Source organism: Rhizobium binae (genome assembly GCF_017357225.1).
Classification (GTDB): domain Bacteria; phylum Pseudomonadota; class Alphaproteobacteria; order Rhizobiales; family Rhizobiaceae; genus Rhizobium; species Rhizobium binae.
Genome location: NZ_CP071610.1, coordinates 38,764 through 55,451 on the forward strand (window position 1 = coordinate 38,764; position 16,688 = coordinate 55,451).

14 protein-coding genes and 2 pseudogenes are annotated in these 16,688 nt (G+C 57.0%); 4 read left to right on the plus strand and 12 right to left on the minus strand.

Annotated elements, in window-relative coordinates:
* Positions 1-443 precede the first annotated feature (443 nt).
* The 12 genes and pseudogenes from J2J99_RS32025 to J2J99_RS32080 form a co-directional block, all read right to left on the minus strand.
* On the minus strand, positions 444-1,535 hold the full coding sequence (locus J2J99_RS32025; RefSeq protein WP_168298593.1) for an ABC transporter ATP-binding protein: 1,092 nt from the start codon (positions 1,533-1,535) through the stop codon (positions 444-446).
* A gap of 117 nt (positions 1,536-1,652) precedes the next feature.
* On the minus strand, positions 1,653-3,107 hold the full coding sequence (locus tag J2J99_RS32030) for an ABC transporter substrate-binding protein (RefSeq protein WP_168298594.1): 1,455 nt from the start codon (positions 3,105-3,107) through the stop codon (positions 1,653-1,655).
* Between the two features lie 44 nt (positions 3,108-3,151).
* A complete protein-coding gene (locus J2J99_RS32035) occupies positions 3,152-4,180 on the minus strand; it encodes a carbohydrate ABC transporter permease (RefSeq protein WP_168298596.1) in 1,029 nt (342 codons plus the stop codon).
* Entirely contained in the window at positions 4,177-5,052 is an 876-nt protein-coding gene (locus J2J99_RS32040) for a carbohydrate ABC transporter permease (protein WP_168298599.1), read from the minus strand. Before J2J99_RS32040 ends, J2J99_RS32035 begins: the two co-directional genes overlap by 4 nt.
* A pseudogene (locus J2J99_RS32045) lies at positions 5,049-5,216 on the minus strand (PfkB family carbohydrate kinase); the annotation flags it as partial. The gene J2J99_RS32040 and the pseudogene J2J99_RS32045, both read right to left, overlap by 4 nt.
* A gap of 42 nt (positions 5,217-5,258) precedes the next feature.
* Positions 5,259-5,714: an RbsD/FucU family protein gene (locus J2J99_RS32050; RefSeq protein ID WP_168298602.1), complete on the minus strand. Its 456-nt coding sequence runs from the start codon at positions 5,712-5,714 to the stop codon at positions 5,259-5,261.
* Positions 5,715-5,947: 233 nt separating this feature from the next.
* Positions 5,948-6,127 (minus strand): annotated as a pseudogene (locus J2J99_RS32055) (transaldolase family protein); the annotation flags it as partial.
* Between the two features lie 161 nt (positions 6,128-6,288).
* Entirely contained in the window at positions 6,289-7,347 is a 1,059-nt protein-coding gene (locus J2J99_RS32060) for an ABC transporter permease (protein ID WP_168298606.1), read from the minus strand.
* A 13-nt stretch (positions 7,348-7,360) separates the two neighbouring features.
* Positions 7,361-8,350, minus strand: coding sequence for an ABC transporter permease (locus tag J2J99_RS32065; RefSeq protein WP_020048066.1), 990 nt, complete (start codon positions 8,348-8,350; stop codon positions 7,361-7,363).
* Positions 8,343-9,827, minus strand: a complete 1,485-nt coding sequence (locus J2J99_RS32070; protein ID WP_115156514.1) for a sugar ABC transporter ATP-binding protein — start codon at positions 9,825-9,827, stop codon at positions 8,343-8,345. Before J2J99_RS32070 ends, J2J99_RS32065 begins: the two co-directional genes overlap by 8 nt.
* 82 nt (positions 9,828-9,909) lie before the next feature.
* Positions 9,910-10,908: a substrate-binding domain-containing protein gene (locus J2J99_RS32075; RefSeq protein WP_168298608.1), complete on the minus strand. Its 999-nt coding sequence runs from the start codon at positions 10,906-10,908 to the stop codon at positions 9,910-9,912.
* A gap of 78 nt (positions 10,909-10,986) precedes the next feature.
* Entirely contained in the window at positions 10,987-11,832 is an 846-nt protein-coding gene (locus J2J99_RS32080) for a sugar phosphate isomerase/epimerase family protein (protein ID WP_011654710.1), read from the minus strand.
* A gap of 324 nt (positions 11,833-12,156) precedes the next feature.
* Here J2J99_RS32080 and J2J99_RS32085 point away from each other — a divergent pair, with 324 nt between their 5' ends.
* From J2J99_RS32085 to J2J99_RS32100, 4 genes are all read left to right on the plus strand, one after another.
* The gene (locus tag J2J99_RS32085) at positions 12,157-14,622 is read left to right on the plus strand and encodes an alpha-ketoacid dehydrogenase subunit alpha/beta (RefSeq protein WP_018517314.1); all 2,466 of its coding nucleotides are present in this window, start codon (positions 12,157-12,159) and stop codon (positions 14,620-14,622) included.
* Positions 14,623-14,651: 29 nt separating this feature from the next.
* Complete coding sequence (locus tag J2J99_RS32090) at positions 14,652-14,888, plus strand: lipoyl domain-containing protein (protein WP_011654708.1); 237 nt, start codon at positions 14,652-14,654, stop codon at positions 14,886-14,888.
* 92 nt (positions 14,889-14,980) lie between these two features.
* Positions 14,981-15,679, plus strand: a complete 699-nt coding sequence (locus J2J99_RS32095) for an alpha/beta fold hydrolase (protein ID WP_231283898.1) — start codon at positions 14,981-14,983, stop codon at positions 15,677-15,679.
* Positions 15,680-15,683: 4 nt separating this feature from the next.
* Positions 15,684-16,640, plus strand: a complete 957-nt coding sequence (locus tag J2J99_RS32100) for a carbohydrate kinase family protein (RefSeq protein ID WP_011654706.1) — start codon at positions 15,684-15,686, stop codon at positions 16,638-16,640.
* Positions 16,641-16,688: the final 48 nt, after the last annotated feature.

The following is a 16,688-nucleotide window of genomic DNA, read 5'->3' on the forward strand; positions in this document are numbered from 1 at the left end:
GCTCGAATGTGTTCAGTTTCCAATACGCGTGGCGGGCTCTCCGCCGACGTGAAGCCCTTTCGATCGATGTCGTGGATTCTCCTCTCGTCCTCATCGAAGCCATGGCAAAGCTGCCGCAGAACGACGAGTAGTCTCCCCGTCCGTCAGGGCGACGTCGGGTTTGCCTTCATGACAACTTTATATACTGGAAACTCCAGCGCGAAAAGAAAAAAGCAGCTTTTACGTGTGGCGAAATACGCGAAAAGTTGACAAGAAAAATGGTAACTAAAATGTGATTAAAGAAGAGCTTAGGGCGTTGGAGAAATCTCGCCGCCTCCATGGCGAGGGCGGTTGCATTTCAATCTAAGATGGAAAAGCGCATAAGCATATTTATGGAACTGCAGCTTTGAGAGAAAAAGATGGCAATGTCACCAGACCTGGCTGAACGGTGACACCCCGCAGGTTCAGCGCCTTAGAGCCTCACCAGTACTTTTCAAGAAGAAATGCATCTTTTCCGGATCGATCGGAACATCGAACGTGTCTTCGGGTCTGATCCTGGATGAGGCATGAATCTGAGCCGTAAAGGCGCTCGCACCAGCTTTCCCGATGGCAAGCGTGTGCGGGCCGAGAGGTTCGATATCGGCAACGTGCACACGAATCGTCGGAAAGGTGGGGTCCGCGGTCATGGTGTGCTCAGGCCGAATACCGAGAACGACGGCCTTGCCAATGCCCTCCGAAAGGTGCTCCACGATGTCTGCTGGAACGGGAATGGCGACATCGTCTTCCGCCCGGAAGACAACGCGGCCGTCGCTGGCCTCCAGCCGCCCTTCGACGAAATTCATACTGGGTGCGCCGATAAAGGCCGCAACGAACAAATTTTTGGGAGATTCATACAGCGTGATCGGGTCTGCCGCCTGTTCGATACGTCCCTGGTTCATGACCACGACGCGATCGGCCATGGTCATCGCCTCGACCTGATCATGGGTCACATAGACAATCGTTGTTTGCAGACGGCGATGCAGCAGCTTGATCTCGGTGCGCATTTCGATACGCAGTTTGGCGTCCAGATTGGATAGCGGTTCGTCGAACAGAAAGACATCCGGCTGACGCACGATCGCCCGGCCGATGGCGACGCGTTGACGTTGACCGCCCGAAAGCGCGCTCGGTTTGCGGTTTAGATAAGCACCGAGATTGAGAATGCGCGCGGCATTGCCAACGGCGGTGTCGATGTCCTCTTTCGGCGTTCCACGCACCTTCATGCCGTAGCCAATGTTTTCGGCGACCGTCATATGCGGATAGAGCGCATAATTCTGAAACACCATCGAGCAATTGCGCAGACCCGGACGCAACGCAGTAACCTCTCGCTCGCCGATGCGGATTTCTCCGGACGTCGCCTGTTCCAGCCCGGCGATCATTCGCAGCGTGGTTGTCTTCCCACAACCGGAAGGCCCGACGAGAACCACGAATTCCTTGTCGGCAATCACCAGATCGAGCGGAGGAATGACCGCAACGCTACCGAAGGACTTGGTGACCTGATCCAAACGCACCTGGGACATGCTGTAACCTTTTCATCAGAATTCCATCGCCTGCCGTAAGCGGCGATAGTTTGCTTCTTCTTTCAACGATGTCTGATCTCATCCCGGCACCGCCGGGATGAGATGTTGAGGATGGGCTTACTTCGCAGGCAGGCCCATCGACGAACGATAGGCTGCCAGTTGCTTGTCGCGGCCGAACTCGTCCGTCAGCTTGTTCCATCCGGCAGCCACGGTATCCAGCGCCTGCTGCGGCGTCACCTCTCCAGCCAATGCCTTGGAAAGCTCGATTTCGAGAATTTCCGTATAGGAGAAATAGCCCGGCAGGCGCATGTCGAGCGCCGTGTTCTTGGCGGTCACCGCGTCCTTCTGGCTTCCAAGATATTCCTTAGCCTCACGCTCGGAAAAGATCTTCGACCACAACGCTGTATTCGTCGTGTGCGAAAGACGGTATGGATTGACGCCGGTGCCGCCGGTGATCGCCGCCTGACCGGAAACCGCCGGGCTGGTCAGGAACTGGATATAGTTCCAGGCAGCGTCCTGGTTCTTGGAAGAGGATGGAACGGCCGCCTGCCAGCCGCCGAAGGCCATGAAGGACGTCTGGACGACATGGTCGAACTTGTCCCACTTCTTGGTCTTGTAGTTCCAGATCTCGTCCGATCCCGGCAGCGATGCCGAGCCGACACTTCCAGCAACCTTCGACTGCTTCGGGTCGGCGGCAATGACGCCGGTATCGCCCCAGCCGATCGACTCGGCGACCTGGCCACCGGCAAAGGCCGCGTTCACTTCGCCGAAGGAGAAGTTCAACGCATTCGGCGGCGCCAGCTTCGAAGCGCGGATATATTCCTCCAGGCCGCGCACCCAGCCCGGATTGTTGACCTGCGCATCCATCGTATCCGGATCGAAGAACATGCCGCCGGGATTGTCGGGATGGCTGGTGTATCCCGCCACGTGACTGAACAGGAACCAGAATTGCTGGCCACCACGGCGGAAGGCTTCCGCCGTGCCCCAGAGGCCCTTGTCCGGCTGCTGGAAGAATTCGGCGATGTCAAGATACTGCTTCCATGTCTTCGGCGGGGCCAGATCGTAGCCATACTTCGCCTTGAAGGCGCTCTGGTTTTCCGCGTTTTCAAACAGATCAATGCGGTAGGTATAGGTATGGGCATCACCGTCCATGGTCTGCGACAGGACCTTGCCGTTCCAGACCATCAGTTGCTCGCGGTAAACCGGCGCGATGTCCTCCCAGTCGGCACCTGATTGCATATTCTTCGGCATTTCCGAGAGAAAATCGGTGAAATCCGGTGCCCAGGCCGGCGCAAAGGCGACCACGTCGAACGTCTCTTCGCCCGAGGTCAACGAGGTTACGATTTTCGGATAGAGTTCCGACCACGGAAATTCGACGACATTCACCTTGCCGCAGGTCTTTTCTTCCCAGCCCTTGGCCGCGAGCTGCAGCGCAGAAGCAATATAGGGGCCTGTCTGCGTCGTGGCGGTGAGCGTGACACCGGTGTAGTCCGGTTCGCACGCGAGCGCGGATGGGACGCCCGCCACAGCAAGTAGTCCTGCGGCCGTTGAACTCAGTAGCAATCTTCGCATGTTTTCCTCCCCGGAATTGAACAATGACTAGGCTTGTCGAACGGTCACTTTATTGCTCCTAAAAGCAGGCCGGACCGCATCAGCCTGCTCAAAATGCCCGCCATGACGACCATGGGTATGATCGCAACCAGGGCGGCTGCCGATATCGACCACCACTCGTCACCGCGCTGGCTATTTTGCCCTGCGACGAGAATGGGAAGTGTCTGCCATTTGGAACTGGTCAGGAAGAGTGCGAACAGGAACTCGTTCCAGACGAAGGCGAGCGTGATCATGAATGTCGCGATCAGGCCCGGCTTGGACATGGGCAGGACGATATCGAAGAAAATTCTCCACGACGGCACATTGTCGACCATCGCCGCCTCTTCTACTTCCACCGGCAGTGCCGCAAAGAAATCGCGCATCAGCCAGATCACGATCGGCAGCGAGAAGGCGACATAAGCGAAGGTGAGGCCTGTATAGGTGTCCACCAGCTTGAACCCCAACTTGCCCATTTCCGTATACATCAGGAACAAGGCAAAGGCGGCGACGATCGGCGGAAACATGCGCTGGCTGACAAACCAGAAGACGATATCATCATTGCCGAGGAGCGGCCCCGGAAGCTTCATTCGGCTGGAGCCGATGGCGAGCGCAAGCGCTGCAACAAAGGCAAAGATCAGCGAAATGGCCTGTCCGTAGCCCAGCACATGACGGCCGAGCAGATATCCGCCGAAAGCAACAACGACGAAAATCACGCCGGACAGCAGCTTGACCTCGAAGGTGAAGCGCACCAGCGCATAGGCTGCCATCGATCCGATGAAGGTAGCCAGCACCGATGCGGAAAGCCCGACGATCGTGGAAGCGATGAAGGTGTTGTAGAACTGGCCGCGCGCGCCCGACAGAAGCTCGCTCCAGGCTGTCAGCGTCGGGTCGAAGTCGACGAACGGAATATAGGTCGGCCCGCCGACGACGCCGAGCGGCGACTTGAACGAGGTGATCGCGACCCAGTAAAGCGGAAAGAAGGTGAAGGCCAGCCAGAGCAGGCAGCCTGCGAGCGCCCACCAGCGGCCGGATCCTTTGAGGTCACGCACGCTCATTTGTGCTTCTCCAGATAGGGCTTCAGGATGGCGAGATAGACGAGCCCGATCACGGTAATGACGATCAGGAAGAGGAACGACAGGGCGGAGGTGTAGCCGAGGTTGAACTTCTTGAAGCCCTCCTGATACGCGAACAAGGTCAGCGTTTCGGTCGAAATGCCGGGCCCTCCGCCTGTCATGACGAACACCGTGTCGATGATCTTGTAGCTCTCGATGAGGCGGATGAAGACCACAGCCACCGAAATCGGCAGCATCATCGGGAAAGTGATCCCCCAGAACTGCTGCCAGGGGCTGGCATTTTCAAGCGCGGCAGCCTCGTAGACGTCTTCCGGCAGGGTTTGCAAGCCGGCAAGAAGCATCAGGATGACGAAGGGTGTCCACTGCCACACTTCGACGGAAATGATGGCGCCGATAGCCCATCTGGTCTGCGTCAGAAAGGGTAGGTTGGGAAAACCGAAGACGGTCATCAGCTCATTGAGCGGGCCCATCGTGGGATTGAGGATCTGGCGGGCAATGAGTGCAACGGCGACGGGCGCTACCAGCATCGGCACCAGAAAGCTGACCCGGAACAAACCTTCGCCGGGTACGCGACGGTTGAGCGCCAGCGCCACGGAAAAACCGATGATATACTGCAGCGTCACGGCGACAAAGGCGATGATCGTTGTCGTCCAGGCGACATTCCAGAAGCGGGGGTTCTGAAGCAGTTCCGTATAGTTGCCGAAGCCGACGAAATGCGCGGGGATCGGCGGCACGAGCCGCAGGCTCATGAAGCTGGTCGTCAGCGAATAGATCAGCGGGAAGATCGAGATCACCAGCACGATCAGCAAGGCCGGCCAGATGAAGAAATGTTTGATCGGATCGTTGCGGGTCATGCGGCGCCCCTTTGCTGGAGAAGCGCCTTGATTTCCTCGATCTTCGGCATTGCAGGCGCGGTACCCCGCCGCGTCACCGCGATACCGGCGGTCGCGCAGCCGAAACGCACGGCCTCGACCGAACTAGCGCCCCGCGAGAGCGCTGCCGAGAAGCCGCCGACGAAAATCCCGAGGATCGAAACACCCACCTTCATTATCGTTTCCCCTCAAACGGTTTCCGGCGGAATGACGCCTTTGGTGAAGAGGAAGCAGCCGTAGAAGCGGTTTTCGCCCGTGGTGATGACGCAATAGGCCTTTTTTGCCTCCTCGTAGAAGGCGAAACGCTCGATGCCATACATCGGCGCCGGCTTGCCCTCGGCGCCGTCGATAACGGCCTGGACTTCCTGCTGCACTGGAGGGATCTCGTCCGGCGCGCCCATGATTTCCATTCGCCCGGCGGACGGCTGCAACGGCGTATCCAGCGGCATTACCGAAAGAATAGCTTCGATGGCGCGGGCAGCAGACACATTGTCTATGCGCAACAGCTTGCCGAGCACCGTTTGCCGGGCAATGGAATCCGAAGGAAAATTGGTGTCGGAAACGACGACCGTGTCGCCATGCCCCATGGATCGGAGCGCGTGCAGCACGTCCGCATTTAGAGCCGGATCGATATTTTTCAGCATGAGAATCCTCCCTTAGTTGCACCATTTCGCAGCACCTCGTGCCGCAAAACAGAGCCCATAATCGCAGCTCCGTTACAGCTCTGCGATTCCCTCAAATTCCGTCGTTCTCGCCTGCCGGTGCGGTTCTCCTCCCGCCCGCATGACCAGAGTTGGAGCCCTTAATCTACGTAGGGGATCCAGATATTCTTCACATCCACAGCGCGGCGAACGTATAGCGCGCCTTCGGCGGAGGCCTTGCTCCCCCACTCGAATGCTTCCTCAAAATCTTCATCGTAGATAGGAGTTTTTAGCGCCTGGAGCACAATGGTGGGATTGGTGGTACAATCCATTGGCTTGAGGCGCTTGACGGCTTCAACGTCAGCGGTGTCGGCGACTACCGTCGTCATTTGACGCAATTGCGCAAGCTTGTCCATGAACTGAACTTCTCCTCATATCTATTCGGCAAGTGACAATCGCTCGGCAATTCCACACATCGATGGTGCTCCACGCCGGCTCAGCTTCGTGGTTTGGTGCAGACATTTTTGAGCGCCACTGTCGTTAAGGCATCCTCCGTCCACTTTCCAAGACGAACAGATCAGGGTTTTTCGGACACGGCGCTCTTTGCTCTCCAGAATTCGAAGAGGTGAAACCGATCGAATATGCCTGTGCCTGAGCGGAGCGCGGAAACGCCGATCAGAAGTGCCCCCCAGATGGCAATTGTCAGGAACTGGCTAAAGTTCATCAAATTGAACACGGAGGAGATCAACTGCAAGAGCAGCAACGCAGCAAACAACCCTGATACTTTTCCGGTGCCGCCATATGGATTGATGCCCCCCAGAACCGCCGCCAGGATGCTGATGAGAAGGAAGCTCTCGCCATAGGACGCGTTGGCAGAATTGAATCGGGCCATCATTACAAGCCCGCCGCATCCTGCAAGCGCGCCCGATAAGGCATACGTCAAAAGCAAAACTCGTTTGACATGTATGCCCGAGAACTGGGCAGCTTTCTCGTTGGCGCCGACAAGGTAGACCTTCTGACCGAAGGATGATCGCCGAAGAACCACCGACACGAACACGCAAAGGGCAACAAACAGCAGGAACGCAAGCGGTACGCCCAGATAGGTTCCATTTCCAATCGCAACGATTGGATCTGGAAAGCCTGACAAGACGTTTCCACGCGTCAGTCCAATGGCAAGACCTTTGCAGGCGATCATGGTCCCCAGTGTGGCCAGAATGGGGGATACACCGAGATAGGCGATGATGAAGCCGTTCAACAGGCCTATCAGAATTGCGACGGCGAGGCCCGCGGCAACCGCGCCTACTTGCCAGGTGAGCCAAAGCACACTTCCAGCATCGCCCCACGGAATTGTGAACTGCAACACCGACGCTATCGTCAAAGCGCAGAGATTGGCCGTCGAAATGATCGACAAATTCAGCCCGCCGGAAAGGAGCGCAAGCATCATCGCAAGACCAAGAATGCCAAGTTCCGGGGTCTGAAAGGCTATCGACTGAAATGTTCCCACACTCAGCAGCCGATCGCCGAGAATGAGGCCAAACACCGCCAGAACGGCCATGAAAATGGAAGCAAGCGTCATCGTTGTGGCGTTCTCTCGAACGAAACGGGATATGAGAGATCGATTGGCGGACGGCTTCATGGTAATTTCCTCCCTAGGACGCGAGTCCAGCATGCCGACGCCGCTGAGACAGCGCAGTCGCCGAGACCGCAAGCAGAATAACGCAGCCGACAAAGAACTGATTCCAGTATGAGGACACGCCAAGCAATATCAGTCCGTTCTGCAAAATTGCGATGAGCATCACGCCGAGTACGGCGCCAAACACGGAGCCGTTGCCACCGGCCAGACTCGCGCCGCCAAGAACGACAGCCGCAAGCACTTCGAGTTCCTTGCCGATGAGCGTCGTCGGCGTAACCGATTGGGCCAGCTGGGCTTGCGATATTGATGCGATCGCAGCCATGAACCCCATATAACCGTAGACAAGGCACCTCAGGCCGAAGACATGAAAACCAAGGCGTTCGGCGGCTATCTCATTCCCCCCCATGGCATATATTTGACGACCGATGTTTGTCTTGTTGAGCAAGACCCAGGTCATAAAGAATGCGACCACTAGCAACAGCGCCTGGAAATTGATCGCATAAGGAAATCCATTACTGTCGGTGAATTCGAACCACCAGATCCCTTCGCGGAAATAGCTGGGAAGCGAGGTGATATAGTCGCCGCGGGTGATATATATTAGCAATCCATAAAAAATATTGAGAGTGGATATAGTCACAATAACCGAAGAGATGCGAACCTTATGAATAATAGCCGCATTGAATAGCCCACATAGTATACCAGTGCAGCAGGCGACAAGGAACACTCCGAACCACCCAATTGGATAGGTCTTGGCAATCATGAGAGCCACATATTGAGCGACGCTGGCTATGGCAGTAAAGGAGATGTCGATCCCACCGAACACCAAGACCACAAGCAGACCGGCTGCAAGAATGCCTGCAAACGAAGTGGAGGTGAGAAGGTCGAAAAGGTTTTGCAGCGTCAGAAAACTGTCCGTCGCTGCCGTGAGGAACATGGACAATACGATGACGACCGCAAGCAGCCAAAATTCGTGACTTCGTGTCCAGCGTTGAATTGTCTTAGGCATAGATTTCCTCCTGCAGATTTCTCTCGGTCGACGAAAGCGGATGCACTTCGCTGACGAGCCTGCCTTGCCGCATGACCAGGACACGATGGGTGTGGTAGAAGACCTCCTGGGCTTCGTCGGAGATGAGCAGTACCCCGACGCCTTCTGCCGCCAATCGGTGCACTATCTCATAGATTCCGTCCTTGGCCTTGATGTCCACGCCGACGGTTGGGCTATCGAGTATCAGCACGCGGGGTTTTGTGGCCATCCACTTGCCCAACACTACCCGTTGCTGGTTGCCTCCTGACAGAGTTCCGACGGGATTTTCGAGGTCGGACACTTTCGTGTTCAGGCGAACGATCCAATCATCGGCTGCGGCTACACGTTTGGCGGGGTTGATGAGGCCGAATTTGCCGGCCAAGCTGTCGAGGACCGTCGCGAGGATGTTTGCAGAAATGGGCTGCCCCAGCGCCAGGCCGAGCATCAACCTGTCTTCCGGGACGTAAGCCACACCGCTGGCTATTGCGACACGATTGGAGCTGGCTATCAGCGGCTTTCCGGAGACTTCAATCGTGCCGCGGGACGGTGGATTCATACCGAAGATGCTGAGTGCGAGTTCTGTCCGTCCGGAGCCCAAAAGCCCGGTAAGGCCGACGATCTCTCCTTTGCGAATGTCGAAGCTGATATCCTCGTAGTGGCCTGGTCGAGTCAGGTTTCGAACCGCCAGCACAACCTCCGCAGCCTCGCCTCCGGGCCGCGGAGGCGCATAGTGGAACTCATGACCGGTCATCAAGGTCTCGAGCCGCCGTGAAGTGATCTCGCTGGCATCGAAGGTCCCCACCTTACCGCCGTCACGCAGAACCGTTACGCGCTCGGCTATCTCCATTACTTCATCGAGACGGTGGGATACGAACACCGTGCAAATGTCTCTGCTCTTAAGGTCGTTGACGACACGCAGCAGAGAATCCACCTCATGCCGGGTCAACGAGGCGGTGGGCTCGTCCATGATGACCAGCTTTGCGTCGGCGGCCATGGCGCGGCAAATCGCAACCAGTTGCCGGTTTGCGATAGAGAGGTCCGACACCATCGTCTCCAGGTCGAGATTGACGTTGATGCGGGCCATGGCTTTCGCCGCAATGTCATTTATGCGGTTCCAATTCGCGAGCCGAGGCAAGCCCATGTGGCTGCCGATGGCGATGTTCTCCGCCACGGACATATTGGGGAAGAGGGAGAGATCCTGATAGATAACCTGGATGCCACTCTTGGTGGAAAGAATGGGGTCCAAACGAGCATGTTCGCGACCCTCCAGAACGATGCTACCACCTGGATCGGGCGCCTGCACGCCAGCAATAATCTTGATCAGGGTGGATTTGCCCGAACCATTTTCGCCAACAAGACAGTGAACTTCGCCGGCCTCCAGCGACAGATCGACATCTCGAAGCGCACGAACTCCGCCGAAATGCTTGGAGACATGGGTCAATTCAAGGAATGTGGTCATAGTGGGCTTTACCCTTAGTCGCTGGCATCTGTCCTGCCGCAGGCGAGCGAGGACCCGCCTGCGGTATTTCCTGCAAGGACGGCTACAGACCTTGGGCGATCAGGCCATCCACGGTTTCTTTGTTGATGTGGGTGATCTTGTCGACCTTGATGAGCTTTCCGGGAACATCCACCGTAGCCTTGCCGAGGCCGGGAACATCCATCCCGTCCTCGATTTTCGTTCCGTCGAGGACCAATCTGGCGACGGCAACCATCGCAGAGCCAGCTTCTCTCGGGTTCCACATGAAACCTTCCCGAATGACGCCGTCCATGATCAGGTCCTTGGCCTGCGACGGCAGCACCGTGCCTATGACGGCAACCCGCTTGCTCAGGTGCTTTTCCTTCACGGCGTTGCCGGCGGCGATCGGACCGTTCGAGCCAAACGCGAGAATACCCTTGAGCTTCGGATAGGCCTTCAGCACGTCGATGGTCGTGCGGTAGGCGCTGTCGATTTCGTCGGCGCCAGGGAAGCGATCGGCCACGAGGTTCATCTTGGGATAATGTGCCTTTTGATAGGCGATGGCCGCGTCGGCCCACTTGTTGTGCAGCGGGGTAGTCAGGGTGCCGACATAGACGACATAGTCCCCTTCCTCGCCCATTTCCTTGGCGAGGCTCTGCATTTGAACTTCGCCGAACTTGGTCGAGTCAATGAGTTCGACGTCCCAGTCGCGGCCCTCCTGTTCCGGCCCCTCGTGGACAATAACCTTGATGCCTGCTGCCTGAGCCCGCTTGAGCACAGGCTCGCACGCCTTGACGTCCAGGGGCACAAGGCCGATCACGTCCACCTTTTTGGCGATCAGATCTTCCAGCAGCTTGACCTGCTGAGCCGGGTCGATGTTTGCCGGACCGGTCATGGAAACGTCGATGTTGAATTGCTTCCCTGCCTCCAGCAGGCCGCGCTCAAGGGCACCGAAGTACGGGATGCCGGCAATCTTGACAACAGTCACCATGACTGGGTCGGCCGCCATCGCGAGGTTTGGCGTGGCAATCAGCCATGCCACGCCTGCGGCCAAAGAAAACTTCAAAATGTCACGACGTTTCATGCTCTTCTCCTCCTGTGAGCGTTGTAGACTCTAGATTTTCGGAATTGCGTCTGCGGTCCGTCGCCGCCAGCTGTCGCCTCAGAGGCCGTAGCGTGTCGCCAAGCCGCGCAAATACGGCAGCCCTTGATCAAGTACAGCGCCAGCATTGGGCGCGGCCGGCCGCCACATGCAGAGTGCCGCAGCAAGCTGTGGCGGTACCGAGACAAAGCTCTCAATGACAAGATCGCCATCGAATCCGGTGTCGCGCAATGTCCGGAAGACCAGTTCCCAATCTACGGTACCGGTGCCTGGGACACCGCGATGACTTTCGGAAAGGTGGATATAGGGAGAGCGTCCCGCGGCCTGGCGGATGCCGTCGTCGAAACCACTCTCCTCTACGTTCATGTGATAGGTGTCGAGGTGGACGAAGGTATTCGGTTCATCGATTTGCTCAAGCAGCCATATTCCTTGCGCGGCCGTATTGAGAATGTGGGTGTCGAAGCGTGTGCAAGGTTCGACACCGAACGTCATGCCGAGTCCAGCAGCGCGCCGGGCTACCGGCTTCAGTGCCCGAACCACCGCTTCGTACTCGCTACTTGTTGGGGGAACACCGGTCTTGTAGCCGAGCGCCGAGTAGGTGACGCCAGTCAGCATGGAGCACCCAATGTGGTGAGCGGCGTCGAGAACTTGAAACAGATATTGCGTACAGGCTTCCGGAGCCAGGTGAGCCATCTTGTCTTCGGGCAGGCAAAGCGACGCGGTTGCCTGAAGACCATGATCTCGGATTATCGACTTTGCGTGATCCAGATCGATTTTGGCCGGCTCGAACAAAGGGATCTCGATTATTTCCAGCCCGTATCGCGCCGCCTCAGGGATAGCGGCGTTGGCCGCCTCTGTCGTCCACTCGGGCGCCCACAGACTGAAGTGCATTCCAAATTTTGCCATTGCATTTATCCTCCCGTAATCCGCTGCAGAGCCAACGAGAACGCTGGACCAGACAGCGTCAGCGCGACATTTCTTCGCCGCTGATCATTATGGGAATAGTCATCGAAAAATTTGCAAAGGTCAACACAAATATATCTTGTGAAACACATTTGTTTACAGGATCCAACACCATGCCACGCCACAAATTGCCGTTCCGCCGCATTTGTACGATCATCGCTTAAAAGCACCTAACACAAAAATCTTTCTTGAAATACATTTGTTGTGACGATATATGTCTAGTGGCTAAGGGGATTGTGACCCCGGCAAATCCCATCGGAGGTCAGAATGCCCAAGGAAATCCACATCGACCCTAGGACCTTCAAGGTGCGCAGTACGCTGAAAGCACCCTCAATTCCTATCCACGCGTACGATGAGAATATCGAGGCGGAACGTGCCCGGTATGGCGACGAAGGATTGCTGCAAATTCTGCGCGATATGATTATCATACGCGAATTTGAGACGATTTTGGCTTCGCTAAAGGGAAAGGGAGCATATTGCGGCATTGAGTTTAACTACAAAGGGCCGGCTCACCTTTCGATCGGGCAAGAGGCTGCTGCCGTCGGAGCGGCAGCCTCACTCGAGCCGCATGACCATATTTTCGGAAGTCATCGCAGCCATGGCGAGTTCATCGCGAAGGGCCTTTCTGCGATCCGAAAGCTCCCGGATGATGCCTTGCGTCTGATTATGGAGAGCCATGAGCGTGGTACGCTTCTCAGGACCGTGGAGACCTCTCTGCAGGGTCCGAAAACAAGCGAGACCGCGGAGAATTTTCTACTGCTCGGCCTGCTTTCAGAGATCTTCATGCGCTCAACCGGTTTCAACCGAGGCATGGGCGGGTCGATGCATGCCTTCTTCCCGCCTTTTGGGACTTATCCGAACAATGCAATTGTCGGCGCATCCGCCGGAATAGCCACGGGGGCCGCATTGCGAAAGAAGCTTGCGGGGGCCAGCGGCATCACTGTGGCCAACGCGGGCGATGGCTCTACTGGCTGCGGGCCCGTCTGGGAAGCTATGAATTTCGCCGCTATGGCACAATTCGAGACGCTGTGGGCAGATGCTTTCAAAGGAGGTTTGCCGGTCCTGTTTTTCTTCACCAACAACTTTTATGCGATGGGCGGTCAGACCATCGGTGAAACAATGGGATGGGACCGCCTGTCTCGCATAGGGCTGGCGGTCAACCAGCAAGCCATACACGCGGAAACCGTCGACGGAACAAATCCGCTCGCCGTTGCTGACGCCGTCGCACGCAAGCGCGAGCTTTTGGTTCAAGGCCGCGGGCCCGCCTTGCTGGACGTCGAATGTTACCGCAGCTCGGGTCATTCAACGACAGATATCAACTCATATCGGACGAAGGACGAGATGCAGGCGTGGGAACAGCACGATCCTATCATTCTGTTCTCCAATCGCCTTCAGGAGGCCGGGATTGTGACCGCTGGCCAGGTCGCCGAACTGCGCGAACAGACAACGGATCGCATGCGCTCGATTACTGCGATCGCGGTCGATCCGGCACTTACTCCTCCCGTTGATATTCATGCAGATCCAACGCTGATCGGCAAGCTCATGTTCTCGAACACCAACATAGAGCTGCCCTCGCAAGAAGTTTCGCTCCTCAAGCCTGTCGACGAGGTGAGCCGGATCCGTCAGGACGCGAAGAAAAGTCGATACGGCTTTGCCGAGGACGGAGCCAAGCTGTCACCCATGCGGGCTATCACATTGCGTGACGCGTTGTTCGAGTCCGTCTTGCACCACATGACGCACGACGGCAGTCTTGTCGCCTATGGGGAAGAATGCCGGGAATGGGGTGGCGCATTCGGCGTTTACCGGGGGCTTGCCGAAATCCTACCGCATGATCGGTTGTTCAATTCACCGATCTCCGAAGCTGCGATCGTTGCGACGGCGGTCGGCTTTGCGCTCGAGGGCGGCCGCGCGCTGGTGGAACTGATGTATGGCGACTTTCTAGGCCGGGCGGGCGACGAAGTCTTCAATCAGATGGCAAAATGGCAATCGATGTCCGGAGGTGAGCTGAAGGTTCCCGTCGTTTTGCGTTGCTCGATCGGTTCGAAGTACGGCGCCCAGCATAGTCAAGACTGGACGGCATTATGCGCCCATATTCCAGGCCTCAAAGTTGTATATCCGGCAACGCCGTATGATGCGAAAGGCCTGTTGGCTTCCGCATTGTCAGGCAACGATCCGGTGGTTTTCTTTGAAAGCCAGCGCCTCTACGACACCGTGGAAGAGTTCCGCAATGAAGGCGTGCCGACCGGCTACTACCAACTTCCCATTGGTGAACCCGATTGTAAGCGCGCTGGAGAAGACGTCACAATTCTGACGGTGGGACCTTCGCTTTACTCCGCGCTCGCTGCTGCTGAAGAACTCGAAAGCACCTTCGGCATCTCGGTCGAAGTGATTGATGCGCGTTCGCTTGTTCCATTTAACTATGAACCCGTGCTTGCCTCGATAAGGAAAACCGGACGCATCGTACTGGTATCGGAGGCCTCGGAGCGCGGCAGCTTCCTGATGACGCTCGCCGCAAACATTACGCGATTCGGCTATGAAACTCTTCACGCCGCGCCTCGTGTAATCGGCTCTCCGAATTGGATCGTGCCCGGCGCTGAGATGGAATCAACCTACTTTCCCCAGAAAGATGACATCATTGATGTCATCACCAGCGAGTTGTTTCCAGGCCAGCGCAGCAACCGCCGCAGCATACGTGACTGGGACGATCGGGAACTTGCCCGTCTCGGTCTGTGAACCAACACATTTTTGAGCGAGGAACACATATGGATATCCCGATCATCATGCCGAATCTCGGAAACGAAATCGACGAGGCCCAGATCGACGAGTGGTTCAAGACGGAAGGCGACATGGTCACCGAAGGTGAACAACTCGTCCTGATCACGACACCCAAGGTCACCATGGAAATCGAAGCCCCAGCGACAGGCATTCTGAAGAAAATCCTGATTCCCGCAGACGAGCTTGCGGCAGTGGGCTCCACGCTTGGGATCATCGAGACATGACAAACGCGACCGCAAACTTACCGCTTCCAGTCTTCCGCTTGGGTGGGTCGGGGCCGAACCTTCTGCTTCTCCACGGGTTCGGAGCTGACCGAATGAGCTGGATAGCCAATCAGGACGCGCTCATGCAGTCGTTTGCGGTTTTTAGCTGCGACCTGCCTGCGCATGGCGGTCAACCGCCTGGCAGGAATGGCATGAAAATCTCGGAGATGGCCGATGAACTGATTGACGCACTCGCGCGACAGAACGATCGCTTTGTAGTGGTGGGGCATTCACTGGGCGGCGCAATCGCCATCGAACTGGCAGCCCGCCGACCGGATTTGGTCGCCGGCCTTGGCCTGATCGCACCGGCTGGTCTGGGCAAAGAGGTGGGTCGAGAATTTCTGAGCGAACTGCCTGAACTTAGCGAGTTGGGCTCTGCGTTGGCGCTACTTCAGCGTTTGGTCTCGCGCCCGCGCCTGATAACGCCACCGATCGCTCAACGGCTCCTCGATCACCTGGAACGACCGGGCATTCGTGCCGCTCTTAGAGCCCTGGCTTCGGAGTTAAGCCATGTCGAGACCTCGATTGAACCCCATGTGGCCTCCATAGCCGTCAGCAGAGTTCCGCGGATCGTCATTTGGGGAGAGGAAGACACGATAAATCCGATCGACCGTCCGAGACTGTCGAGGTTCAACGCTCAAGTGCTGACTCTGCCGGATACCGGGCATCTTCCTCACGTTGAGGCAAGCAGAGCCGTAAGCCGGCATCTTTGTGAATTTCTGAAGAGTGCCGTATTGGAATTGGGGGGATGAGTTCATGATCGTTGTCTGCGGTGATGCCTTGATTGACTTCTTGCCGGTCGCGCTCCCGGAAGGTGGCAGTGGCTACATCCCTGTCTGTGGTGGATCCTGCTGCAACATCGCGACTGCGATTGGCAGGTTAGGCGGGAAAGTCGGATTCATGGGAGGGCTGTCCGAGGATTTTTTTGGCGCCATGCTGGTTCAGCAATTCAACGAAGCGGGGATTGATCTTCGCTATGCAACCCGCCTGCCTTTCGACACGACGTTGGCTTTTGTGCGTCTGGGCGACGACGAGCCTGAGTACGCGTTCTATGACAGCGGCAGTGCGGCACGGCACTGGACGCTGAAAGGGGCACCATCTTTGGGCACCGAGGTTGACGTCCTGCACATCGGTTCGGTCACGTTGATTCACCCCCCTGTCTCGAGCGCTTGCGAGTCGCTGTTCGAGAACGAACAGGGTAAGCGCGTGCTCTCAATCGATCCAAACTGCCGGCCCGGTCTGGCGCAGGATCCAGAGGCATATCGCCAGCGTCTCAATCGCCTCTGCGGTATGGCTGATATCGTAAAGCTGTCGGTGACGGATCTCGGATTCATGCAGCCGGGTGTTGGGCCGCATTCAGCAGCGGAGAGTTGGCTTTCAAACCGGGCCAAGATCGTCCTCGTCAGCCGGGGTGCGGGCGGCGCAACGGTTTATCTTGCGGGTGGCAGAGTCGTTGAAGTTCCAGCACGCCCTGCAAGGGTTGTTGATACCGTTGGAGCCGGAGACGCACTCATTGCAGGCTTTCTCACCCATCTCCAGCAGAGCGGCGACTTGCATCGCGATAGCATCGGTGCCTTGACGGGTGACCGGGCTCGCAAAGCTCTCGAGTTTGCCGCACATGTTGCAAGTCTTGCCTGCGAGCACCGCGGAAGTGACCCGCCGTGGCGCAGAGAAATCATCGTGGCTGGATACGACGAGAGCAGTCAAATGTGACGCCAAGCACCGCAAGCTATTGCGGAGGTTAGCCGTGCCAGTTAAGGG